This is a genomic window from Herbidospora sakaeratensis (genome assembly GCF_001570525.1).
GTDB classification, from domain to species: Bacteria; Actinomycetota; Actinomycetes; order Streptosporangiales; family Streptosporangiaceae; genus Herbidospora; species Herbidospora sakaeratensis.
In genome coordinates this window covers 531,145-553,970 of record NZ_BBXC01000011.1, presented here as the reverse complement: position 1 = coordinate 553,970, position 22,826 = coordinate 531,145, and the positions used below count along the sequence as shown (strand labels likewise).

Here is a 22,826-nt window from a genome sequence, read left to right as displayed (position 1 = left end):
ATTACCGTTTACGGTTGGATGTTCATCTTGTCATCCATCGAAGGGGACGCATGCGGATCGCCATGATCGGGACTCGCGGGGTGCCGGCCCGTTACGGGGGCTTCGAGACCGCCGTCGAGGAGATCGGGGCCCGCCTGGCCGACGCCGGGCACGACGTCCGGGTCTACTGCCGGGGGGCGGTGGAGAAGATCCCGGCGTACAAGGGGATGACGCTCGTCCACCTGCCCGCCGTGCCGCACAAGATCATGGAGACGCTCAGCCACACCGCGCTGTCGGTCGGCCATGTGCTGCTGCACCGCACCGACGTCGCGCTGGTGTTCAACGCGGCGAACGCGCCCCTGCTGCCGTTCCTGAAACTGGCGCGCATCCCGGTGGCCACCCACGTCGACGGGCTGGAGTGGAAGCGGGCCAAGTGGAACGGTGCAGGGCAGCGCTACTACCTGGCGGTCGAGAAGTTGTCGGTGCGCTGGTCGAAGCAGATCATCGCCGATGCCGCCGCGATCCAGGACTACTACCGCGAGACCTACGCCGCCGGCAGCGTCATGATCCCCTATGGCGCGCCCATCCAGGAACGCTGCGACGACGACCTGCTGAGGGCCGAGGGTTATGAACCCGGCGGCTACCACCTGGTGGTGGCCCGGTTCGAGCCGGAGAACCACGTCGACCTGATCGTCGAGGGCTACTCGCGCAGCACCGCCCGGTTGCCGCTGGTCGTCGTGGGCTCGGCGCCCTACGCCGAGGAGTACGTGAAGAAGATCGACGACCTGGCGGCCAAGGACGACCGGGTGAAGCTGGTCGGCGCCGTCTGGAACCAGGACCTGCTCGACGCCCTCTACGCCGGGTCGGCCACCTACCTGCACGGCCACTCCGTCGGCGGCACCAACCCCTCGCTGCTGCGGGCGATGGGCGCGGGCGCGCCGACGGTCGCCTACGACGTCGTGTTCAACCGCGAGGTGCTGGCCGAGTCGGGCACGTTCTTCAGCGGTCCCGACGACCTGGCGGCCGTGATCGAGCAGGCCGAAGACGACCCAGCCGCCTGCCGCCGCCGGGGCGACCTGGCCCGCGAGCGCGCCCGCGTCCACTACACGTGGGACGACGTCGCCGCCCGCTACGAGAGACTCTGCCTGGACCTGCGCGGATGAGTTTCGTGCGCTACCCGCCGGGCCGGGCCAACGTCTGGATCCCGGTCGGCGACGCCCGGTCGGCCGCGGCCGGGCTGTCGCTGCTCACCTTCTCCAAGCCCCTCCCGCTGCTGGCCCAGCGGATCCTGCACCGGTCGGTGCTGGTCGCCGGCCCGTGGCTGCTGCCCGGGAGGCGCGAACGCTGGCAGGCCCCGGTCGAACGCTGGGACCAGATCCTGCGTGAGGTCGCCGAGATCGTCGGCCCGGTCGACGAGGTCGCCCTCTACCTGCGGCCGCAGGCGTCCCGGCCCGGCGCGGCGGCCCTGCTGCTCCAGAAGGGCCGTCCGGCCGGGTTCCTGAAAGTGCGCGACGGGCTCGACCACGAGGCCCAGGTGCTGCGGCTGCTCGACGGCGGCGACGGCTTCCGGGCCCCGGTGGTGCTCGGGCAGCGCCCGTCGTGGTTGCTGATCTCCGCGATGGAGCCGGTCCCGGCCCGTCCGTTCCGGGGCGTCGACGTCGTCGACCTGACGGGCCGCATCCAGCGCCTGCTCGCCAAGCTGCCCAAACCCCCCGGCACGCCCGACCACTGGCTGCCGATGCACGGCGACCTCACCCCGTGGAACCTGCGCCGGACCCGGGGCAGGACGCCGTGGCTGATCGACTGGGAGGACGCCGCCTGGGCGCCCCCCGGCGCCGACGAGGTCTACTACCGGGCCGCCGAGACGACCCTGTTCGGGGTCGACCCGGTGCCCACGGGATACGCCGAGGCGGCCGCCCACTGGGAGGCCGTCATCTCCAGGCGCAGCGACGACCTGCCGCTCAACGGCGGCCTGCTCGCGGCGCTGGAGGTGCTCAGCCGGCCGTCCAGTCGCTGAGCCTGCGGCCGAGCATCTCCTCCAGCCGCCGGTTGTGCGGGGCGAAGTGGGCGGCCAGTCTCTTGCGCACGTCGTCGGGGATGTCGCCCGGGGCGGCGGCGTTCCAGACCTTGCCCGCCGCGGGCAGGGGCGCGGGCGGCAGCCCGAGGAACTCCGCCGCCCTGTCGCAGGCGGCCTGCGGGTCGCGGTAGAAGTCCTCGCTGGTCAGGATGTGGAACCGGTCTCGGGGGAAGTGGGCGAACCAGCGTTCCAGGCCGCGGGCGTACTCGCTCTGGGCGACGTACGACTGCTGTTCGTGGGCGTAGGACAGGTACGCCGGATCGGCGATGATCCGCTCCTCCTCTCCGGCGGTCCGCGACTCCTCGGCGGCCAGGGCCTCCTCGAACGTCAGGGTCTCGGCGCCCGCGCGCACCCGCTCGCGGTAGTGGGAGAACGTGCGCTCGACCGGGTCGCGTAAGACCAGCAGGACGCGCGCCGTTGGCACGTTCCCGGCGGCGCGCTGGGCGGCCAGCGGATGGTGGAGGTAGTAGGGCGAGCCTTCTCCGGCGACCACCGGGCCCCCCGCCCTGCGCGCGGCCCGCGCCCGGTTGGCCCGGCTCGGCAGGTGCGAGCGGTACCACCGCATCCCGCGCGCGTAGTTGGAGTCGAAGTAGTGCACGCCCTTCGTGTGGTTGGCCTTGGGCAGCAACCCGGCCGCCGGGAAGAGCGGGATCACCCTCGGATGCTCCAGCAGGGCGAAGTAGAACGACGTCGAACCCCCGCGCTTGGCCCCGATGAGCAGGAAGTCGGGATCGGGCCGGAACGCCGCCGTCGCCATGCCCCAGCCCCGGATGGCGGTTCGGCCCGCGTTCATCACGGGTTCAGGGAGCTTCATCTGACTCGTCCTCTCAACCGGTCCATAGTGAAAAGTTATTAACCGCTCGTATGCTGGCACACGTCACCAAGCGGAGCGGCGATTCGGGGGGACCGGCGTGAGAGGTGCGCGCCACCGGCGGCTCCGCACGCAGTGGTGGCCCACCCTGCTGCCTCTCGGCATGATCCTCGCGAGCGACTACAAGTTTCGGTCGCGTGACGTCTCCGAAGCGGTCGGCGGCGGCATCGACGCCACCGTCCTGCTGGAGATCGGCGTCTACGGCCTCTGCGCGCTCTACCTCTACCGCCGGTTCGGCCTGCGGGCCCCTCGGCGGGCGGCGCCGGCCGCGTTGATCCTGGCCTGGTTGTTCGCGGCCTACTGCGCCATGTCGGTGTTGTGGACCCCGTTCCCCCCGTTCGCCGCCGTGCGGGCGAGCCAGCTCCTGGTCACCGCGATCGTGTGTCACGTGATCGCGACCCGGGCCCGGCGCGAGGACCTCTACCGGCTGGCCCACGTGTTCGTCGGCCTGGTCGTGATCTCGGTGGCGTTCGGGGTGGCGCTGCCGCTCAAACGCACGCCCAACACGCAAGACCGGTTCAACTGGCTCTACGTGCATCCCGTCACGGCCGGCATGTTCCTGGGCGTCGCACTGCTGCTGTGCCTGGCGTTCCTGCTGCCGAACGGGCTGCCGCGCCGGTTCCCGTGGCCGGTCTACGCCGGCTCGGCGGGCGTCACGGCGGCGGCGCTGGTCGCCACCGGCACCCGGGGGGCGGCGGTCGGCATCCTCGCGGGGGTGGCGTTGTTCCTGCTCACCGCCCGGGGCACCCGGGGCCGGGTCGAGGTGATCATGGTCGGCACGCCGGTCCTGGTGCTGCTGCCGCTGTTGTTCGGCGACAGGCTCCTGGAGTTCGCCACGCGTGGCGAGACCGTCGAACAGCTGGAGAGCCTCAACTCGCGTACCGACCTGTGGACCTTCGCCTACCAGGCGGTGATGAACCGGCCGGTGTTCGGCAACGGCATGTCGTCGGCGCGCGGGCTGTTCCTCGACGCCCTGGGGCTCGGCGGGGGTCACAACATCTTCGTCAACGTGCTCGTCGAAGGCGGGCTCGTCGGCGCGGCGATCTTCGGCCTGCTCCTGGTCGTGGTGCTGACGGTGAACCTGTCGTTCACCAGGGTCCAGGAGGTCCGGGTCGAGGCGGCGCTGCTGCTCGGTTTGATGACGTTTCTGGTGGTCGACGGCTTGACCGCCGATCAGATGGCGGGCGCGGCCAACGTCGCGTCCATCTGGATGTTCCTCATCGTGGCGTGGACTTGTGTTATCACACGTAAACCTGTGAGACGTGAGGAGCGTCACGATACGCGTGAGGCCGGTGTGGTCTCACCTGTGCCCTGAAGGGGACCAAATGCGCAAGACCCTGATATCGGGCCTGATCGCCGCCTTAGCGGTGACGCCCGTTCCCGCCGCGCTGGCCGACACCGCCCCCGCTGCGGGGGAAGTCGCCACGGTCACTGCCGACGCGCTGCCCACCTGGCAGACCGACGGCGTGGTGCTGACGATCGAGATCGTCAACGGGGTGACCTACGTGGGCGGCAACTTCGACAACGTACGGCCGCCGGGCGTCCCCAAGGGGGGCGCGGGCGAGGTGCCGCGGGTCGGGCTGGCCGCGTTCGACACCGCCACCGGCGACCTGCTGCCGTGGAACCCGGTGGCCTTCTCGCCGACGTTCACCGACGACCAGGCGCAGAACGAGTGCGACAAGATCGCCGCCAACACCTACCGCTGCGACACGGTGTGGGAGATCAAGGCCTCGCCCGACGGCTCGAAGATCTACGTCGCCGGCGACTTCAACAAGATCGACAGCTCGCGGCGCGACCGCATGGCGGCCTTCGACACCGCCACCGGCGCCCTCGACCCCGACTTCAAGCCGGTGTTCAACAACCGGGTGCGCGCCATCGCCGTGTCTGACAGCACCGTCTACGCGGGCGGCCACTTCACCACCGTGAACGGTGAGACCCGCACCCGCCTGGCCGCATTCGACACCTCGACCGCCGCCCTCACCTCCTGGGCGCCGACGGCCGACAAGCGCGTCAACGCGATGATGCTGACCCCGGCCGGCAACCGCCTCATCGTCGGCGGCGACTTCGACCGCATCAACGGCGTCCGGCAGCACGGCCTGTCGGCCGTCAACGTGAGCGACGGCTCCAAGGGCACGTTCAACAGCAACGACATCCCGGCCAACAGCTCCACCAGCCGCTCGTGGGTGACCGACATCGTCTCCGACGGCACCCGCATGTACGCCAGCGCCAACGGCGAGGGCACCTTCGACGGCCGCCTGGCCTTCAACCCCGACAACGGCTCGCGCATCTGGATCAACAACTGCCTCGGCGCGACCCAGGCGATCTCGGTGATGGGCGGCGTCCTCTACAGCGGCAGCCACGCCCACCGCTGCAACATGCAGTCGTACTACGGCAACGACGGCTTCCCCGAGACCAAGCCGCACCGCCGCTACCTCGCCGAGCCCGCCGGCACGGCCCAGGGCGGCAAGCAGACCATCCTCCACTGGTTCCCCAACTCGGCCCCCGGCACCACCTACCCCTGGGTCCAGGGCCCGTGGGCGATGGCCAACGACGGCACCTACCTGTGGGCCGGCGGTGACTTCACCGAGGTCAACGACGTGGCGCAGCAGGGCCTCACCCGCTGGACCTTCCACGAGACCAAGCCCGACACCGGCGGCCCGATCCAGGCCGGCTTCGGCGCGCCGACCCTCCAGGCCAACGGCGGCGGCAAGGTGACCATCCGCTGGGGCGCCACGTGGGACCTCGACAACCGCAAGGTCCGCTACGAGGTGCTGCGCAACGACGGCCAGGTGGCCTGCACCGCCGAGGCGTTCTCGGTGTTCTGGAACCTGCCGAACCTGTCGTGCCAGGACACCGGGCTCACCCCCGGCGCCTCGCACACCTACCGGGTGCGCGCGATCGACCCGTACAACAACCGCGTCTCCAGCCCGACCAGCGCGTCGGTGACGGTTCTGTGAGGCGGCCGCTCGCCGCCGCGGGGGCCGTCGCCCTCGCGGTGGCGGGCGTCCTGATCGGGGCCGCGCTGATGCGCCCCGGCTACGTCGTCCCGGCCCAGCCGTCGTGGCAGACGGCCGGGCCGGCCCCTCTGGGTGAGGCCGACTACCCCGTCCCCGAGGGCGCGTTCTTCGTCGCCCCCGACGGCGACGACGCGGGAAGGGGCGAGCGCGCCGGCCCCTGGCGGACCCTGGCCCACGCCGTGGAGACCGTCCCCGCGGGCTCGACGATCGTCCTGCGCGAAGGCGTCTACCACGAGAAGGTCGAGATCTTCCGCAAGCGCCTGGCCATCCAGAACCACCCCGGCGAGGTCGTCTGGTTCGACGGCAGCGAACCGGTCGGCGGCTGGGTGCGCGACGGCTCCCGCTGGCGTCGCGACGGCTGGGACGTGCGGTTCGACAACACCGACTTCACCGCGGGCGGCGGCGAAGACTGGCACATGGTCGATCCGGAGCACCCGATGGCCAACTGGCCCGACCAGGTCTTCGTCGACGGCCGGCAGCTGACCCAGGTGCGGGCCGCCGAGCAGGTCGGCCCCGGCGCCTTCTTCGTCGACTACCAGGCCGGCCGCCTGTTCATCGGCGACGACCCCACTGGCCGCGAGGTCCGCGCCACCACCCTCGACGAGGCCCTCTACTTCGAGGGCGCCGACGGGTCGTCTCTGAAGGGCGTGGGGGTACGGCGCTACGCCACCTCCCTGGCCAGGATCGCCGCCGTCAAGGCGTTCGCCGACGACATGACGATCGAGAACAGCGTCTTCGCCGAGACCTCGGTCACCGGCCTGTCGCTGAAGGGCGCCCGGATCACCGTCAGGAACAACCTGTTCGAGGGCAACGGCCAGGTGGGCATCGGCGGGCACAAGTCCGACGACGCGACGATCGTCGGCAACGTCAGCCGAGGCAACAACGTGGAGCGTTTCATGATGGCCCCGGTCTCCGGCGGCCTGAAGATCACCGAGTCGAAGCGCATGACGGTCGTCGGCAACCTCGTGGAGGACAACCGGGGCCCCGGCATCTGGCTCGACGAGTCGATCGTCGGCGCGGTGGTCGCCCGCAACCTGGCCCGGAACAACGCCCACCACGGGATCCATTTCGAGATCTCGGCCGGCGCGCTCATCGCCGGAAACGTGGTGACCGGCAACGGCGCCCACGGCGTCTATGTGAACGAGTCGAGCGACGTACGGGTCTGGAACAACACCGTAACCGACAACAAAGGCCGCCAGATCTATGCCATCGACGGCGCGCGGCAGCAACTCACGCCGGGAGTGACCTGGAATGTGAGTGGCGTCGAGGTGCGAAACAACGTGCTTTCCGCAGCCGGCGCCGAGCCTCTAGTGGCGGTGCGCGATCTGACCCGCCGCAAGGGCGCGGCCGACATGGCCAGCCTCGACCACAACGTCTACCACCGGCGCGGACCAGGGCCGCTCGCCGACTGGGCCGACTGGACGCGGGCCGACGCCGACGTGGCCACGGTCGCCGATCTGCGCCGGACGACCGGTCAGGAAATCCACGGCAGCGAGCCGGAAAATGGTGATTTGCCCGATGGTGCGCCGCTGCCTTCCGATGTCGCCGAGTTGTTCGGCCACGAAGCCGGGACGGTGCTTAAATCCGGTGCTCCAGAAGGTGAACTTTAATCGTTACTTCATGTCCCACGGGTTACTCCTTGCTTGATTAAACCGTTCCATTACTCTTGCATCGATGTGAGAACGATCTCCTGAGATGTAGGTAACCGTGGTAATTCGATCATCGCGAGTGGCCGCCTTCCTGGCCGCGTCATTACTGGGGGCGTCGCTCGCGGCGATCCCCCTTCCCGCCCGGGCCGACATCGACCCGCCGCCGGGAGTGCCCGAGACCGTCACGGCCGACGCCCTGCCCACGTGGCAGATCAACGGCGTGGTCTGGAAGATGGCCACCGTCGGCAACACCGTCTACGCGGTCGGCAGCTTCACCCGCGCCCGCCCGCCGGGCACCGCCCCGGGAAACGCGGCCGAGGTGGTGCGGTCGAACATCCTGGCCTTCAACATCACCACGGGTAACGTCACCTCCTTCGCGCCGACCCTGAACGCGCAGGCGCGCACCATCGCCGTGTCGCCCGACCAGACGAAGATCTACATCGGCGGAGACTTCACGCAGGTCAACGGCCAGACCCGGAACCGGGTCGCGGCCTTCGACGTCGCCACGGGCAACCTCGAGTCGTGGGCCCCCTCGGTCGGCAACGTGGTCCGCGCGATCACGGTCTCCACCTCGACCGTCTACCTCGGCGGCAACTTCTTCAACGTCAACGGCCAGAGCCGCAACCGCCTGGCCGCGGTCAACCGGAGCAACGGCGCCAACCAGCCGTGGGCCCCCGACACCGACGACGAGGTCTTCGCCCTGATCATGTCGCCCGACCAGAGCCGGGTCATCGTGGGCGGCAAGTTCCAGCAGCTCAACAACGCCACCCGGGTGGGCATCGGCGCCCTCGACCCGGTCACCGGCGACTCGCTGCCGTGGAGCAGCAACCCGATCCCGGCCCGGATCGGCAACGACTACTCGATGACCTACGACCTCACCACCGACGGCACCAACATCTACGCCGCCGCCGACGGCGAGGGCTGGCACTGGTTCGACGGCCGGTTCGCGGTCGAGCCCAACACGGGCGACCTGATCTGGCTCGACAACTGCTACGGCGCCAGCTACAGCGTCTTCCCGATCAACCAGGTGCTCTACAGCGTCGGCCACGCCCACGACTGCGAGTCGCTGCGCGGCTTCCCCGAGGTCTCGCCGACCCGCTGGCAGCGTGCGCTGGCCACCACGATCGTGCCGACCGGCACCGACCCGATGCCGCCGTCGAACAACAGCCAGTACAGCGGTCAGCCCACGCCGACCCTGCTCCACTGGTTCCCGCAGGTCAACGCCGGTTCCTACACCGGCATGAACCAGGGCGGCTGGGCCCTGTCGGGCAACAGCGACTACCTGGTCATGGGCGGCGAGTTCACCACCGTCAACGGCGGCGCGCAGCAGGGCCTCACCCGGTTCGCGGTCAAGGCGAACGCGCCGAAGACCGCCGGGCCGATCCCGACGGCCGACCTGACCCCGACCGCGGTCTCGCTCAACGCGGGCACCGCCCGGCTCAGCTGGAAGACCACCTGGGACCGCGACCACGCGAAGCTGACGTACCAGATCCTCCGCGACGGGGGCACGACCCCGATCGGCGAGGTCGAGGTCGACTCCAACTTCTGGACCCTCCCGTCGGCCGGCTTCATCGACGAGGGCCTCACGCCCGGCTCCGTCCACACCTACCGGGTCCGCGCCGTCGACCCGCAGGGCAACGCCGTCGGCAGCGGCACCTCCGACCCGGTGACGATCTCCTCGGCGGGCGCGCTCAGCGCCTACGCCGAAGCCGTCATCGACGACGGGGCCGCCGCCTACTGGCGTCTCGGCGAGAGCTCCGGCACCACCGCCTTCGACTACGCCGCCTTCACCGACGCCACCCGTGACGCGGGCACCTCCCAGGCGACCCCCGGCGCGATCAACGGCGACGCCGACGCCGCGGCGGCCTTCAACGGCACCGGCGCCGGCCTGGTGAAGACCAACAGCACGGTCGCCACCACCCCGGCCTTCTCGATCGAAGCCTGGGTTAAGACCACCTCGAACCAGGGCGGCAAGATCGTCGGGTACGGCAACACGCCCACCGGCGAGTCGAGCAGCTACGACCGCCACGTCTACATGGACAACGCCGGCCGCGTCTACTTCGGCGTCTACCCCAACGCGGTCCGCACGGTGAACAGCGCCCCCGGCTTCAACGACGGCCAGTGGCACCACATCGTGGCCACCCAGGGCAGCGGCGGCATCGCCCTGTACGTCGACGGCCGCCGCGTCGGCCAGGACCCCTCGGTCACCACGGCCCAGTCGTACACCGGCTACTGGCGGATCGGCGGCGACCAGCTCAACGGGTGGCCGAACCGCCCGACCAGCCTCTACCTCAACGGCCAGATCGACGACGTCGCGATCTACCCGGCGGCGCTGACGCCGGCCAAGATCGACGCCCACTTCGTCGCCTCCGGCCGCACCAGCCCGATCCCGCCGCGCCCGGCCGACGACTACGGCCGCGTCGTCTACGACGACGAGCCGGTCACCTACTTCCGGTTCAACGAGGCCAACGGCCCGGCGGCGATCGACGCCAGCACCAGCGGCATCAACGGCACGTTCACCAACACCGGCGTGACCTACAACCAGACGGGCGCGATCGTCGGCTCGACCAACCGGGCGGTCCGGGTGCAGAGCGGCGGCCGGGCGTTCTCGGCCAACTCGATGAGCAACCCGACGACCTACTCGGCCGAGGCCTGGTTCCGCAGCTCGTCCAACCAGGGCGGCAAGATCGTCGGTTTCGGCAACACCGCGACCGGCACCAGCGGCAACTACGACCGCCACGTCTACATGCGCAACGACGGCCGCCTGGTCTTCGGCACGTACACCGGCGCCTTCAACCTGATCACCACGACGGCCGCCTACAACAACAACCAGTGGCACCACCTCGTGGCGACGCAGGGCGCCGACGGCATGAAGCTCTACGTCGACGGCGCGCTCGTGGGCACCAACGCGCAGACGAGCGCCGAGAGCTACTCGGGTTACTGGCGCTTCGGCGGCGACAACCTGAACTCCTGGCCGAACCGCCCGAGCTCCGACAACCTCAACGGGTTCATCGACGAGGGCGCGATCTACACCAGGGTGCTCACCGCCTCCGAGGTCGCCCAGCACTACCAGGAGGGCACCGGCACCGGCCCGGCCAACCAGCCGCCGACCGCCTCGTTCACCTCGACCTGCACCGACCTGGAGTGCTCGTTCGACGCCTCGGCGTCGGCCGACGCCGACGGCTCGGTCGAGGGCTACGCCTGGGACTTCGGCGACGGCCAGACCGGCACCGGCGCCACCCCGACCCACGCCTACCCGGCCGCCGGTGACTACCCGGTCACCCTGACGGTCACCGACAACGACGACGCCACCGGCAACAGCGGCGCCGTGGTCGTGCCCCGTCCGGCCGCCAACCCCCCGTCGATCATCGCGAACGACACCTTCGGCCGCACCCTCAACGGCGCGCTCGGCACCGCCCAGACCGGCGGCCCGTGGACGCTCGTCGGCGGCACCGGCAACTTCTCCGTCGACGGCAACGCGGCCAAGCTCGCCCTCCCGGCGACGACGGCCAACCCGCGCGCCTACCTCGACGGGGTGTCCAGCACCACCGCCGACCTGTCGTTCTCGATCGCGTCCGACAAGGTCGGCACCGGCAACGGCACCTACCTGTTCGCCACCGGCCGCCGCGTGGCGGGCGTCGGCGAGTACAAGGTCCGGGCGCGGCTGCTCCCGTCGGGCGTCGGCCTGGCGCTGATCCGCACCGCCGGGGCCAGCACCGACACCCTCATCACGTCGGAGACCACCATCCCCGGCCTGACCTACACGCCGGGCCTGGTGCTGAACATGCGGGTGCTGGTCACCGGCACCAACCCGACGACGATCTCCGGCAAGGTCTGGAACGCGGCCGGCGCCGAGCCCGCCGCCTGGCAGGCGACCACCACCGACGCCACCGCGAACCTCCAGGTCGCGGGCGGCGTGGGCATCGGCGCCTACCTGTCGGGCACCGCGACGAACGCGCCGATCACCCTGACAGTCGACGACCTCGCCGCGAGCAACCTGGCCGCCGCCCCGACGGCCGCGTTCACGCCCACCTGCGTCGGCCTGACCTGCGACGTCGACGCCTCGGCCTCGACGGCCGGGTCGGCGGCGATCGCGAGCTACACGTGGAGCTACGGTGACGGCGGCGCCCCCAGCACCGGCCAGACCGGCTCCCACACATTCGCGGCGCCGGGCACCTACAACATCACCCTCACCGTGACGGGCGCCGACGGCCGGACCTCGGTCGTGGTCCACCCCGTGACCGTCGCCTAATCGAGCACCGATGCCCCGCCGGGTCGCCCGGCGGGGCATCTGTCATGTAAGGAGTCCCTATGGAAGAACTGCCGATCAAGGGCGCCTACCTCCACACCCCGAGGCTGTTCCACGACGACCGGGGCACGTTCATGGAGTCGTTCCGGGCCGCCGACCTCGCCGAGGCCACCGGCCATGGCCTGCGCCTGTCCCAGGCCAACACCTCGGTCTCGGCCAAGGGGGCGATCAGGGGCATCCACTACGCCGACGTGCCGCCGAGCCAGGCCAAATACGTGACGTGCCTGTCGGGCCGCGTCCTCGACGTGATCGTCGACCTGCGGGTGGGCTCGCCCACGTTCGGCCGGCACCACTCGATCGTGCTCGACGCGGAGCGCTTCCAGAGCGTCTACATCTCCGAGGGCCTCGGCCACGGCTTCGCCGCCCTCACCGACGACGCGACGGTCTTCTACCTGTGCTCCGAGCCCTACGCCCCGACCCGGGAGCGGGGGGTCAACCCGCTCGACCCGGAACTCGGCATCGAATGGCCCTTCGAGACGCCGCTGCTGTCAGAGAAGGACGTACAGGCGCCCTCAATGAAGCAGGCCCTCGACGAGGGCCTGCTTCCCGACTATGAGACGTGTACGTCTTTCTACAAAACCTTGAATTGAGGCAGATTCATGGCGCGAGCCACGGCCGGCCTTCGGCCGTCCGCGTCTCGCTTAGTTGATCTTCCAGGTGTCGCCGCCCTGGAGCAGTTCGTCGAGGTCGCCGGGGCCGCGCTGGGCCACGGCCATCTCGAGCTGCTCGCTCATCAGGTGGTCGTAGGAGGGGCGGTCGACCGACCGGAAGATGCCGATCGGCACGTGCTGGAAGGCCGGCTCGTCGAGCCGGCTCAGCGCGAACGCGAGTGACGGGTCGGGGTTGTGCACGTCGTGGACGAGGATCTCCTCCGGGGAGATCGAGTCGCGCGCCACGACCTCGAGACCGCCGGTCGGGGCGATGCGGACCGCCTGGGAGGCGTTGGCGATCGGCTGCCCGTGCTCCAGGCGCAGCGTGATCACGTCGCGCTTGTCCGGGTCCTTGAGGTCTTCGAACGCGTTGTCGTTGAAGATGTTGCAGTTCTGGTAGATCTCGACCAGCGAGGTGCCCCGGTGGGCGGCGGCCTCGCGCAGCACGCTGTGCAGGTGCTTGCGGTCGGAGTCGATGGTCCGGGCGACGAACCCGGCCTCGGCGCCGACGGCCAGCGAGATCGGGTTGAACGGCTTGTCGAGCGAGCCCATCGGCGTCGACTTGGTGATCTTGCCGACCTCGGAGGTGGGCGAGTACTGGCCCTTGGTCAGACCGTAGATCCGGTTGTTGAACAGCAGGATGTTCAGGTTGACGTTGCGGCGCAGCGCGTGGATCAGGTGGTTGCCGCCGATCGACAGGGCGTCGCCGTCACCGGTGATCACCCACACCGACAGGTCGGGGCGCGAGGCCGCCAGACCGGTCGCGATGGCCGGGGCGCGGCCGTGGATCGAGTGGAACCCGTAGGTGTTCATGTAGTAGGGGAACCGCGAGGAGCAGCCGATGCCCGACACGAACACCGTGTTCTCGCGCTTGATCCCCAGCTCGGGCATGAACGACTGCACGGCGGCCAGGATCGCGTAGTCGCCGCACCCGGGGCACCAGCGCACCTCCTGGTCGGACTTGAAGTCCTTCAGGGTCTGCTTGCCCTCGGCCTTCGGCACCAGGGCCAGGCCCTTGCCGTTGAGAGACTCACTCACTGTCGATCACTTCCTGGATCACTCCGGCCAGCTCCTCGGCCTTGAACGGAAGCCCGCGCACGCGGTTGTAGCTGATGATGTCGACCAGGAACTTCGCCCGCAGCAGCAGCGCGAGCTGGCCCAGGTTGATCTCCGGCAGGAGGACCTTGTCGTAGGACTTCAGCACCTCGCCGATGTTCTTCGGGAAGGGGTTGAGGTGACGCAGGTGGGCCTGCGCGACCTTGCCGCCGCCCCGGCGCACCCGGCGGGCCGCCGCGGCGATCGGGCCGTAGGTCGAACCCCAGCCGAGCACGAGCACCCGGGCGTCGCCGTCGGGGTCGTCGACCTCGAGGTCGGGCACGTCGATGCCGTCGATCTTGGCCTGACGCAGCCGGACCATCAGGTCGTGGTTGTTCGGGTCGTAGGAGATGTTGCCGGTGCCGTCGGCCTTCTCGATGCCGCCGATGCGGTGTTCGAGGCCGGGCGTGCCGGGGATCGCCCATGGGCGGGCCAGCGTCTCGGCGTCGCGCTTGAACGGCAGGAAGGTGGTGCCGTCGTCGCCGTTGGGCGCGGTCGTGAACTCCACCGAGATGTCGGGCAGCTCGGCCTGCGCCGGGACCTTCCACGGCTCGGAGCCGTTGGCCAGGTAGCCGTCGGAGAGCAGCATCACCGGGGTGCGGTACTTGATCGCGATCCGGGCGGCCTCGACGGCGGCGTCGAAACAGTCGCTCGGCGTCGCCGGGGCGATCACCGGGACCGGCGACTCGCCGTTGCGGCCGAACAGCGCCATCAGCAGGTCGGTCTGCTCGGTCTTGGTCGGCATGCCGGTCGAGGGGCCGGCGCGCTGCACGTCGACCACGATCAGCGGCAGCTCGGTGGTGACCGCGAGGCCCACCGTCTCGGCCTTCAGCGCCACACCGGGGCCCGACGTGGTGGTCACGCCGAGCGCGCCGCCGAACGCCGCGCCCAGCGCCGCGCCGACGCCGGCGATCTCGTCTTCGGCCTGGAAGGTCCGGATGCCGAACCGCTTGTGCTTCGACAACTCGTGGAGGATGTCGGAGGCCGGGGTGATCGGGTAGGAGCCCAGGAACAGCGGCAGCTTCGACTGGACCGACGCCGCGACCAGCCCGAGGGCCAGCGCCTGGTTGCCGGAGATGTTCCGGTAGACGCCGGCGCTCAGCGGGGCGGGCTTGATCTCGTACGAGACCGAGAACGCCTCGGTCGTCTCGCCGTAGTTGTAGCCGGCGTTGAAGGCCGCCACGTTCGACTTGGCGATCTCGGGCTTCTTGGCGAACTTGGTCTCGATGAACTTGATGGTCGCCTCGACCGGGCGGCCGTAGAGCCACGAGAGCAGGCCGAGGGCGAACATGTTCTTCGCGCGCTCGGCGTCCTTCTTCGAGATGTCGAACTCTTCGAGCGCCTTGACCGTCAGCGAGGTCAGCGGCACCGAGTGGAGCCGCCACTCGGCCAGGCTCTCGTCTTCGAGCGGATTGACGTCGTAGCCGACCTTCTGCAGGTTCCGCTTGGTGAACTCGTCGGCGTTGGCGATGATGTCGGCGCCGCGCGGCAGGTCGGACAGGTTCGCCTTGAGGGCGGCCGGGTTCATCGCGACCAGGACGTTGGGCGCGTCGCCGGGGGTGAGGATGTCGTGGTCGGCGAAGTGGAGCTGGAAGCTCGACACTCCGGGGAGGGTGCCTGCCGGGGCGCGGATCTCGGCCGGGAAGTTGGGCAGCGTCGACAGGTCGTTGCCGAACGACGCCGTCTCCGCGGTGAATCGGTCGCCGGTGAGCTGCATGCCGTCGCCGGAGTCACCCGCGAACCGGATGATCACGCGGTCGAGTTGCTGCACCTGCTTGGTCACAGCGCTCAGTCCTCCTCGACAGACCAAGGCGCGGTCTGCTCGTGGCACGTGTGTGAATTCAATGCTAGATCCCTTTGCCGCGCTTATACGAATGCGCGTGGGTTGTGACCTTTGTCGCTCGTGTGGGGGGATGGGGCGTCAGTCGGGCAGGGCTTGACACAGTCCCGACGCGATGCGGCACAGGTCGACGTGCCGGCGAGCGAAGAGGATGATTCGGGTCACGGTGCCTAACTATATGTCCCCGCTGGATTCACGGTAGCGGCCGCCCATAGCGCGAGACGGCCACGTCGGCGGCCGATTCGTAGGTTACGCCTGGCCGCATCGGGCGTGTTCCGTACAACTCGGGAACGGTGACAAAAGAGTATCCGCGTTCCTCGAGTTCCTTCAGGATGAGCGGGATGGCTTCGGGGGTGGCGGGGCCCAGGTCGTGCAGGAGCACGATCGAGCCGGGCTTCACGGCCGAGGTGACCCGTTTGCAGATCTCCTGCGGGGTGGCGTCGCCCTCGTCGCCGCCGTCGACGTCCCAGGTGACCACGCTGAGCTTCAGCTCGCCGGCGACCTTGGCGACGTCGGGGTTGGTGGCGCCGTAGGGGGGCCGCATCAGGGCCGGGACGCTGCCGGTCGACTGGGCGATGACGTCCTGGGTGCGCGACAACTGCTCGTAGATGCGGTTGTCCGGGAGCGTCGTCAGGTCGCGGTGCGACCAGCCGTGGTTGCCGACCAGGTGGCCGTCGCGCGCCATCCGGCGCAGCAGGTCGGGCCGGGCCGCCGCGCTGGTGCCGGTGAGGAAGAAGGTGGCGCGGGTGGCGCCGAGCGCGGTCAGGATCCGGTCGGTGTACGGCCCCGGCCCCTCGTCGAACGTCAGGGCGACGCAGCGGGCGACCCGGCAGTCGACCTTCCCCGGCACCGCCGGCGCCGTGGCCTCCGGAGGGTCCCGCAGTTCGGGCGGGGTGGTCGGCCGGGCCGACTCGACGGCTCGCTGGGCGGCCCTGCCGAAGTCCGACAGCAGCGGGATCGCGTCCTGCTTCGGGATCGCCGTGGCCACCCGGCCCAGCGCGCCCGGCCCGATCTCGTAGTCGTCGAACTCCACCACCAGGTCGCCCCGCGAGTTGAAGTCGAGCGAGTCGAACAGCGCCCGGTCGGCCTTGATCGCCCCGTGATCGACCTCGGCGTCGTCGGCCAGCCGGGCCCCGACCGCCCGCGCGAGGGCGTCGAGGTTCTTGACCAGCAGATCGGAGGTGACGACGCGGGCGCCGTCGTACCAGAGGGTCCGGGTCGAGTTGACCCACGAGGCGCCCTCGTAGCGGCCCGTCCGGAGGCGGACGCCACTGACCTTCGGCGACACCGCGGTGAGCTGCCACTCGACGTTGATCTCCGACTTGGGCAGCGCCGCCTTTCCCTTGTCGGCCTTCTCGTTGAAGGCCTTGGCCTCGGCGACCAGGTCGGCCCGCATCCGGTCGCTCAGCGGCGTCGCGCCCGGGATCTGGGGGTAGGTCAGGTGGACGTTGGCCTTGCCCGTCTCTTTGTAGATCGTCTGAACCTGGAGCCCGGGCACCGCGGCCGGGTCGACGAAGGTCAGCATCGTCGGCTCCGACGGCGGGGGCACCTCGTCAGCCGGGGAGTTGAAGGCAACGCCGCACGCGCAGCACGCGGCGGCGAGCGTCGCGATTCCTCCGGTGAATCGCAAAACGGGCATAAATGTCAGATTATTGGCGCTTGAGCGTGGTTTGCTGTGACTTGGCAGTGTCCGTGAGCTTCTTTGGTTCGGCGTTCAACTGCGCGATTATCAAGGGGTGGACGGATACTTCGGGTCGTACGCGGTCGTCGCCGTGCTGCTGGCCATCGGGGCGGCGATCTTCGCCGGCGCCCTGCTGATCAACCGGCTGCTGCGCCCCGACCGACCCACCGAGGCGAAGCTGACCACCTACGAGTGCGGCGTCGACCCCGTCGGCGACGGCTGGGCCCAGTCGCAGGTCAGGTACTACGTCTTCACCTATCTTTATGTGGTGTTCGCCGTCGACGCGGTGTTCCTCTTCCCCTGGGCGACGGTCTTCGCCGCGCCCGGGTATGGCCTGACCACTCTCGTCGAGATGTTCGTGTTCCTGGCGTTCATCGCGCTCGGCATCGTCTACGCGTGGCGCAAGCGCGTGCTGACTTGGACTTGACATCCTCCCCTCCCGGAAGGAAGGGATTCCACCTCATCTCTCGCTGAAAGGAGGACGAGTTGGGGTTCGCGCTTCACTGGCCCGGTGATCCGGTCGCCTCCGCGCGCATTCACCGCATGCCCTGCGGCGAGGTCTCGAATGTTCCTGGCTGCGTTCACGTCAGCGTTGCACTGAAGTCCGCAGGCCACGCGGCGGAAGAGAGCTTGGCTCTCGCGGCTCTCCCGAGCGACGTGCTTGCAGGCGTTGCAGGTCTGCGAGGTGAACGCCGGACTGACTCTGACGACCCGGCCAGGCGCTTTGTGCTCCAAGCGTTCGACCAGGTGACCCCAGCCGCTGGCGAGGATGCCCCGGTTGAGCCCGGCTTTCTGCCGGACGTTCCTCCCGGGGGCCTCGATGCCGCCACGCGCCGATCGGGTCATGGCGGAGACGTTCAGGTCTTCGACGGCGATCATGTCGTAGCGGCGCGCGAGATCGGTGCTGGTCTTCTCGACCCCGTCCTTGCGGCGATCCTTCTCGCGCGCCTTCAGCTTGGCGGCTGCCTTCTTGACCTTCCGGCGCCGGTTGGAGCCGGGCTTCGCCCGCGCGAGCATGCGCAGAAGCCGGAGCAGGCGGAACTTCTCGGTCTCGCGCAAGACGGGTGCGTTGGTCATCTCCCCGCTGGAGAGCGCGGCGCTGACCGTGACACCCCGATCCACGCCTACGGCCTCACCCGACCCGGGAACGGCTCGGGACCAGCGGAATCGCACCCAGCCGACCTTGGGAACCCGCACTTCGCCGACGTGCCGAGAGAGCCGGCGAAGGTCGTCGGCTTTCACGGCGACGATCCGGAACCCCTCATGCCGTCCTCGTCGACGCCACGTCGGCCGTTTGTGCGTTCTTCCAAAGAAGTTCGTCACGGCTTGCGCGAAGTCCTTGAGCGCCTGTTGCTGGACGACGATGGAACCCGCCCGCAGCCACGCGTATTCGGCGCGCGCCTCAGTCAGCTGTCTGCACTGCTCGGCGAACCCGGGAGGGGACTTCCGGCCCGGCTTCCAGCCCGAGTGCTGCTCGACAGCCAGGTTCCACACATATCGCGCGTGCCTGCGGTGCTCCGCCAAGGCCGCCTCCTGGGCGGGCGTCGGGGCAGGCCGGTAGCGCGACATGACCGGAAGACTACCGAAAGTCACCGACAAAAACGGGGTATCGAAACCCATGGTTGATCTGCCCACCCCGACGTTCGGCCCGGCGGCCCGCCTCGCCCCGAAGCCGATGAAATTCGTGCTGAACTGGGGCCGCCGCTACTCCCTGTGGGTCTTCAACTTCGGCCTGGCCTGCTGCGCGATCGAGTTCATCGCCACCTCGATGAGCCGCCACGACTTCATCCGGTTCGGGGTCATCCCGTTCGCCAACGGGCCCCGCCAGGCCGACCTGATGATCGTCTCGGGCACGGTCACCGACAAGATGGCCCCGGCCGTCCTGCGCCTCTACGAGCAGATGCCCGATCCGAAGTACGTCATCTCGTTCGGGGCCTGCTCCAACACCGGCGGCCCCTACTGGGACTCCTACTGCGTCACCAAGGGCGTCGACCAGATCATCCCGGTCGACGTCTACGTGCCCGGTTGCCCGCCCCGCCCCGAGGCGCTGCTCCACGGGATCATGAAGCTCCAGGAGAAGATCGCGGGGGAGTCGCTGGCATGATCCTCGACGAGTTCGGCTCCCGGGTCGTGGTCTCCGAGTCGTTCGGGGAGACGACAGCCGACGTCGGCCCGGCCGACTGGATCGAGGTGCTCACCTTCTGCCGCGACCGGGGGTACGCCTTCTTCGACTGGCTGACCGCCGTCGACAACCCGCCCGAGGGCTTCGCCGTCGTCGCCCACCTCGCCGACCAGGAGAGACACCTTCGTCTGCTGGTACGCACCCACGTACCGCTGGCCCATCCGCATCTCCCTTCGGCGGTCGGTGTGTTCCGGGGAGCCGACTGGCACGAGCGGGAGACCTTCGAGATGTTCGGCGTGGTCTTCGACGGCCACCCCGATCTGAAGCCCCTGCTGCTGCCCGACGGCTTCGAGGGCCACCCGCTGCGCAAGAGCTTCGTGCTGGCCGCCCGGGTGGCCAAGACCTGGCCCGGCGCGAAGGAACCCGGCGAGTCGGGCGGCGCGCCGTCGCGCCGGAAGATGTTGCCGCCCGGCGTGCCGACCGACTGGGGGCGCAATGCCTGAGCTGCTGGAAGTCGCGATCAGGGTGGTCGTGATCGTCGGCGCGTTCCTGCTGCTGCCGCTGATCGTCGGCCAGATGGAACACAAGGCCATGGCCCACATGCAGTCACGCCTCGGCCCCATGTACGCCGGCGGCTTCCACGGCTGGGCCCAGCTCATCGCCGACGGCGTCAAGTTCATGCAGAAGGAGGACGTCATCCCGGCGGCGGCCGACCGGGCCGTCTTCAAACTGGCCCCGGCGGTCGCGCTGGTGCCCTACCTGGTCGTCATGGTGGTGATCCCCGTCGGGCCCGGGCTGCTCGGGGTCGACCTCGACGCCGGGATCTTCTTCGTGCTGGCCGTGATGGGCGTCGGCGTGCTGGGCTCGATCATGGCCGGGTGGTCGTCGGGCAACAAGTACTCGGTGCTGGGCGGCATGCGGTCGGCGGCGCAGCTGATGTCGTACGAGCTGCCGCTGGTGCTGGCCGCCTCCAGCGTGGCCATGGCGGCCGGGACGTTGTCGCTCCAGGGCATCGTCGAGGCGTGGCAACCCTGGTGGCTGGCCTGGCAGGCGATCGGCGCGGTGGTGTTCTTCGTCGCCGGGCTGGCCGAGCTGCGGCGTCCGCCGTTCGACATGCCGATCGCCGAGTCGGAGATCATCATGGGCCCGATGACCGAGTACACCGGCATCCGGTTCGCCCTGTTCATGCTGACCGAGTACGCCGGGATCGTGGTCCTGTCGGCGCTCACCACGGTCCTCTACCTGGGCGGCTGGCAGGGCCCGCTGCTGCCCGGCCCGGTCTGGACCCTCATCAAGATCTTCGCCCTGGCGTTCGTCGTCATCTGGGTCAGGGTCAGCTTCCCCCGGATGCGCGAAGACCAGCTCCAGCGGCTCGCCTGGGTCGGCCTGGTGCCGCTGGCGCTGGTGCAGCTCGCGCTGACCGGGGTGGTGAAGGTCCTCTAGTGCACGATCCGCAACATGATGTCCGAGGCGGTCGGCCGGTTCGCCGGGTTCTTGTCGAGGCACGACGCCGCCAGGGCCCGTAACGACATCGGCAGTTCGCTCAGGTCGGGCTGGTGGTTGATGATCCGGTTGAGGATCGCCGGGATCGTGTCCTGCCCGAACGCGTTCTTGCCCGACGCCGCGAAGACCATCGTGGCCGCCCAGGCGAAGATGTCGGTCTCCGGCCCGACCGGCCGACCGCCGACCTGCTCCGGCGACATGTAGGCCGGGGTGCCCATGACCTGGCTGGCGGTCGCGTTGACCTGGTCGAGCGCCTTGGCGATGCCGAAGTCGATCACCCGGGGGCCGTCGGAGCCGATCAGCACGTTGCTCGGCTTGAAGTCGCGGTGCACGATGCCCGCCTTGTGGATGGCGGCCAGCGCGCCGGCCGTCGCCAGGGCGAGCCGGGTCAGCCCGTCTTCGGTGCGCGGGCCCTTGTCCTTGACGAGCTGCTCCAGCGACACGCCGTCGACGTACTCCGAGACGACGTAGGCCAGGTCGTCGGTGATGTTCACGTCGAGCACCCGGGCCGTGGAGAACGGCGCCACCCGGCGGGCCGCGTCGACCTCGCGCAGGAACCGCGCCTGGGCGTCCTTGTCCTTGGCGATGTGGGCGTGCAGCACCTTGATGGCGACCTTCTGCCCGCGCTGGTCGACCCCCAGGTAGACCGCGCCCTGCCCGCCCTGCCCGAGATCGCCGATCACCTGGTAGGGCCCCAGCCACTGCGGGCCCTGGTTGCGCGGCTGCACCCCCATCGTCGAGGGGTGGGTGGGCTGCGTGAACGGCCGGGGCTGCGGCTGCGGGACGTAGGTCGGCCGCGGGGGCTGCGGTTGCTGGTAGGTCTGCTGCTGCGGCGGCGGCATCGGCATCGGCCGCGGGGGCTGGTAGGGCCGCTGAGGCTGCTGCTGTACGGGCTGCCAGGCGTGCCCCGGCTCGAACACCCCGCGCCGGATGATCAGGGTGTTCGCGAGCCCGCCGAACCAGTTCACTATCAGGCCGATCGTCGTGGTCGTGTCGAGCCACGTGGGCCACATGTCGACGTCTTCGTAGCTGGCGATGGCGATGATGAAGACGACGAAGTTCAGGGCGTAGACCCCGGTGGCGACGATGAGCAGAGGGCTACGCTTCTTCGCCGCCGCGTAGCCGACGGCGAACGGCGTGCCGAACCCGCAGGTGAAGAGCGGAACAATCGCCCACAACCAGGACACCGCCGTGTTCGAGGCGGGCTTCTGCGGCGGTTGCCAGTACGGATGCACAGCGCGAACAATACGTACTTCCGACGCCAAGCGCCGCTATTACGGGAGATAGACGCCGTATTCGGAGAGCTCATCCCTGTTCGCCACGGGCAGGTCGAGCAGGTCGGACAGGTCCTCCGCCGAGGTGAAGGTGACCGTCCGGCTGCGCGCCTCCAGCACTCGTTCGACCAGGTCGGGCGTCATCCCGGGAACGGTCCGGAGCACGATCGCGGGCGCGTGGTTCATGTCGACCAGCCCGCCGTCGTCGAACCGCCGCCCCAGGTCGGGCCGGCCGACCCCCAGCCGCCGCGCCCGGCCCGGATTCCGGGAGGCCAGCGCGCGGGCCTCCCTGCGCAGCAGCCGCGCCCGCTCGAACGGGCAGGCCGGGCCGAACACCTTCCTCCTGACCGCGAACGCGTGGAGCGTTCCGCCCAGCCACGACACGAAGAGGCCCAGAACCATGACCGCGGCCCAGATCCCGGAGGGGGTACCTGTTACGTTGCCGATGAGGAGCCAGGCGGCCATCGAGGCGGCGTACAGGGCCCCGGAGAGCACCAGCCACCAGCTGCGCCGCCGCAGACCGGCCCACCCGAACGTGAACGGCGTCGCGAAACCAATGGTGACCAGGGGCGCCACCGCCCAGAGCAAGCCGCGAGCCGCCGACCGCGGCACCTGGTCCATATGCGAAGGATACGGACTTTCTGTCTCGACCTGGAGAAAACCGATAGGGCCGGGTCGTCACATTCACGAGTGGCCTGTTCTAGGGGATGATGTTGGATCGTGGCGCGCATACCAGGAACGGGCCTGGCCAAGGGCTTG

Annotated in this window: 19 protein-coding genes; 11 read left to right on the top strand and 8 right to left on the bottom strand. The window is 69.6% G+C overall.

Going from position 1 to position 22,826, the window contains the following annotated elements; genetic code table 11:
- The first annotated feature begins 50 nt into the window (after positions 1-50).
- Both AW271_RS18660 and AW271_RS18655 read left to right on the top strand, forming a co-directional pair.
- Entirely contained in the window at positions 51-1,142 is a 1,092-nt protein-coding gene (locus AW271_RS18660; RefSeq protein WP_062338450.1) for a DUF1972 domain-containing protein, read from the top strand.
- Positions 1,139-1,996 carry a phosphotransferase gene (locus AW271_RS18655; RefSeq protein WP_062338448.1) on the top strand — a complete coding sequence of 286 codons (858 nt, stop codon included), beginning with the start codon at positions 1,139-1,141 and terminating at the stop codon, positions 1,994-1,996. The genes AW271_RS18660 and AW271_RS18655 overlap by 4 nt, the downstream gene beginning before the upstream one ends.
- On the opposite strand, the gene AW271_RS18650 is transcribed toward AW271_RS18655, so the two are convergent.
- Positions 1,974-2,870, bottom strand: coding sequence for a sulfotransferase domain-containing protein (locus tag AW271_RS18650; RefSeq protein WP_062338446.1), 897 nt, complete (start codon positions 2,868-2,870; stop codon positions 1,974-1,976). The genes AW271_RS18655 and AW271_RS18650 overlap by 23 nt on opposite strands.
- Before the next feature lie 97 nt (positions 2,871-2,967).
- Here AW271_RS18650 and AW271_RS18645 point away from each other — a divergent pair, with 97 nt between their 5' ends.
- The 5 genes from AW271_RS18645 (at position 2,968) to rfbC (ending at position 12,492) form a co-directional block, all read left to right on the top strand.
- On the top strand, positions 2,968-4,242 hold the full coding sequence (locus AW271_RS18645) for an O-antigen ligase family protein (RefSeq protein ID WP_157554351.1): 1,275 nt from the start codon (positions 2,968-2,970) through the stop codon (positions 4,240-4,242).
- Positions 4,243-4,252: 10 nt separating this feature from the next.
- On the top strand, positions 4,253-5,884 hold the full coding sequence (locus tag AW271_RS18640) for a hypothetical protein (protein ID WP_062338442.1): 1,632 nt from the start codon (positions 4,253-4,255) through the stop codon (positions 5,882-5,884).
- Positions 5,881-7,554 (top strand): right-handed parallel beta-helix repeat-containing protein, encoded by a 1,674-nt coding sequence (locus AW271_RS18635; protein WP_062338440.1) that lies wholly within the window; start codon positions 5,881-5,883, stop codon positions 7,552-7,554. Before AW271_RS18640 ends, AW271_RS18635 begins: the two co-directional genes overlap by 4 nt.
- A 118-nt stretch (positions 7,555-7,672) precedes the next feature.
- Positions 7,673-11,845, top strand: a complete 4,173-nt coding sequence (locus AW271_RS18630) for a LamG-like jellyroll fold domain-containing protein (protein ID WP_062338438.1) — start codon at positions 7,673-7,675, stop codon at positions 11,843-11,845.
- Positions 11,846-11,904: 59 nt separating this feature from the next.
- Positions 11,905-12,492 (top strand): dTDP-4-dehydrorhamnose 3,5-epimerase, encoded by a 588-nt coding sequence (rfbC, locus tag AW271_RS18625; protein WP_062338437.1) that lies wholly within the window; start codon positions 11,905-11,907, stop codon positions 12,490-12,492.
- 51 nt (positions 12,493-12,543) lie between these two features.
- Here rfbC and AW271_RS18620 read toward each other — a convergent pair whose 3' ends face one another.
- The 4 genes from AW271_RS18620 to AW271_RS18610 all read right to left on the bottom strand — a co-directional run bounded on the left by AW271_RS18620 (position 12,544) and on the right by AW271_RS18610 (position 17,126).
- Positions 12,544-13,590 carry a 2-oxoacid:ferredoxin oxidoreductase subunit beta gene (locus tag AW271_RS18620; RefSeq protein WP_062338435.1) on the bottom strand — a complete coding sequence of 349 codons (1,047 nt, stop codon included), beginning with the start codon at positions 13,588-13,590 and terminating at the stop codon, positions 12,544-12,546.
- A complete protein-coding gene (locus AW271_RS18615) occupies positions 13,583-15,430 on the bottom strand; it encodes a 2-oxoacid:acceptor oxidoreductase subunit alpha (RefSeq protein ID WP_062338434.1) in 1,848 nt (615 codons plus the stop codon). Before AW271_RS18615 ends, AW271_RS18620 begins: the two co-directional genes overlap by 8 nt.
- A gap of 138 nt (positions 15,431-15,568) precedes the next feature.
- Positions 15,569-15,652: a putative leader peptide gene (locus AW271_RS43150; RefSeq protein WP_353051406.1), complete on the bottom strand. Its 84-nt coding sequence runs from the start codon at positions 15,650-15,652 to the stop codon at positions 15,569-15,571.
- A gap of 28 nt (positions 15,653-15,680) precedes the next feature.
- On the bottom strand, positions 15,681-17,126 hold the full coding sequence (locus AW271_RS18610) for a polysaccharide deacetylase family protein (RefSeq protein ID WP_083976810.1): 1,446 nt from the start codon (positions 17,124-17,126) through the stop codon (positions 15,681-15,683).
- Between the two features lie 97 nt (positions 17,127-17,223).
- On the opposite strand from AW271_RS18610, the gene AW271_RS18605 reads away from it, so the two are divergent.
- Positions 17,224-17,595: an NADH-quinone oxidoreductase subunit A gene (locus tag AW271_RS18605; protein WP_062338429.1), complete on the top strand. Its 372-nt coding sequence runs from the start codon at positions 17,224-17,226 to the stop codon at positions 17,593-17,595.
- Here AW271_RS18605 and AW271_RS18600 read toward each other — a convergent pair.
- Positions 17,559-18,737, bottom strand: a complete 1,179-nt coding sequence (locus AW271_RS18600) for an RNA-guided endonuclease InsQ/TnpB family protein (protein ID WP_218008086.1) — start codon at positions 18,735-18,737, stop codon at positions 17,559-17,561. The two genes, AW271_RS18605 and AW271_RS18600, sit on opposite strands and share 37 nt — an antisense overlap.
- A gap of 49 nt (positions 18,738-18,786) precedes the next feature.
- Between AW271_RS18600 and AW271_RS18595 the strand changes: the two genes are divergently transcribed.
- The 3 genes from AW271_RS18595 to nuoH are packed head-to-tail and all read left to right on the top strand — an operon-like array spanning position 18,787 to position 20,733.
- Positions 18,787-19,272: an NADH-quinone oxidoreductase subunit B gene (locus tag AW271_RS18595; RefSeq protein WP_030457030.1), complete on the top strand. Its 486-nt coding sequence runs from the start codon at positions 18,787-18,789 to the stop codon at positions 19,270-19,272.
- A complete protein-coding gene (locus AW271_RS18590; protein ID WP_062338427.1) occupies positions 19,269-19,793 on the top strand; it encodes an NADH-quinone oxidoreductase subunit C in 525 nt (174 codons plus the stop codon). Before AW271_RS18595 ends, AW271_RS18590 begins: the two co-directional genes overlap by 4 nt.
- On the top strand, positions 19,786-20,733 hold the full coding sequence (gene nuoH, locus AW271_RS18585) for an NADH-quinone oxidoreductase subunit NuoH (RefSeq protein ID WP_062338425.1): 948 nt from the start codon (positions 19,786-19,788) through the stop codon (positions 20,731-20,733). The genes AW271_RS18590 and nuoH overlap by 8 nt, the downstream gene beginning before the upstream one ends.
- Here the strand turns inward: nuoH and AW271_RS18580 are convergent.
- Both AW271_RS18580 and AW271_RS18575 read right to left on the bottom strand, forming a co-directional pair.
- Positions 20,730-22,028: a serine/threonine-protein kinase gene (locus AW271_RS18580; RefSeq protein WP_062338423.1), complete on the bottom strand. Its 1,299-nt coding sequence runs from the start codon at positions 22,026-22,028 to the stop codon at positions 20,730-20,732. The genes nuoH and AW271_RS18580 overlap by 4 nt on opposite strands.
- Positions 22,029-22,067: 39 nt before the next feature.
- Complete coding sequence (locus AW271_RS18575) at positions 22,068-22,688, bottom strand: ComEA family DNA-binding protein (RefSeq protein ID WP_062338421.1); 621 nt, start codon at positions 22,686-22,688, stop codon at positions 22,068-22,070.
- Between the last annotated feature and the right edge of the window lie 138 nt (positions 22,689-22,826).

What these genes read in the sequence shown, in the direction of transcription:
- AW271_RS18660 (WP_062338450.1), top strand. Translation starts at nt 51, where the DNA reads ATGCGGATCGCCATGATCGGGACTCGCGGGGTGCCGGCCCGTTACGGG.
- AW271_RS18655 (WP_062338448.1), top strand. Translation starts at nt 1,139, where the DNA reads ATGAGTTTCGTGCGCTACCCGCCGGGCCGGGCCAACGTCTGGATCCCG.
- AW271_RS18650 (WP_062338446.1), bottom strand. Translation starts at nt 2,870, where the DNA reads ATGAAGCTCCCTGAACCCGTGATGAACGCGGGCCGAACCGCCATCCGG.
- AW271_RS18640 (WP_062338442.1), top strand. Translation starts at nt 4,253, where the DNA reads ATGCGCAAGACCCTGATATCGGGCCTGATCGCCGCCTTAGCGGTGACG.
- rfbC (WP_062338437.1), top strand. Translation starts at nt 11,905, where the DNA reads ATGGAAGAACTGCCGATCAAGGGCGCCTACCTCCACACCCCGAGGCTG.
- AW271_RS18610 (WP_083976810.1), bottom strand. Translation starts at nt 17,126, where the DNA reads ATGCCCGTTTTGCGATTCACCGGAGGAATCGCGACGCTCGCCGCCGCG.
- AW271_RS18600 (WP_218008086.1), bottom strand. Translation starts at nt 18,737, where the DNA reads ATGTCGCGCTACCGGCCTGCCCCGACGCCCGCCCAGGAGGCGGCCTTG.
- AW271_RS18595 (WP_030457030.1), top strand. Translation starts at nt 18,787, where the DNA reads ATGGTTGATCTGCCCACCCCGACGTTCGGCCCGGCGGCCCGCCTCGCC.
- AW271_RS18590 (WP_062338427.1), top strand. Translation starts at nt 19,269, where the DNA reads ATGATCCTCGACGAGTTCGGCTCCCGGGTCGTGGTCTCCGAGTCGTTC.
- nuoH (WP_062338425.1), top strand. Translation starts at nt 19,786, where the DNA reads ATGCCTGAGCTGCTGGAAGTCGCGATCAGGGTGGTCGTGATCGTCGGC.
- AW271_RS18575 (WP_062338421.1), bottom strand. Translation starts at nt 22,688, where the DNA reads ATGGACCAGGTGCCGCGGTCGGCGGCTCGCGGCTTGCTCTGGGCGGTG.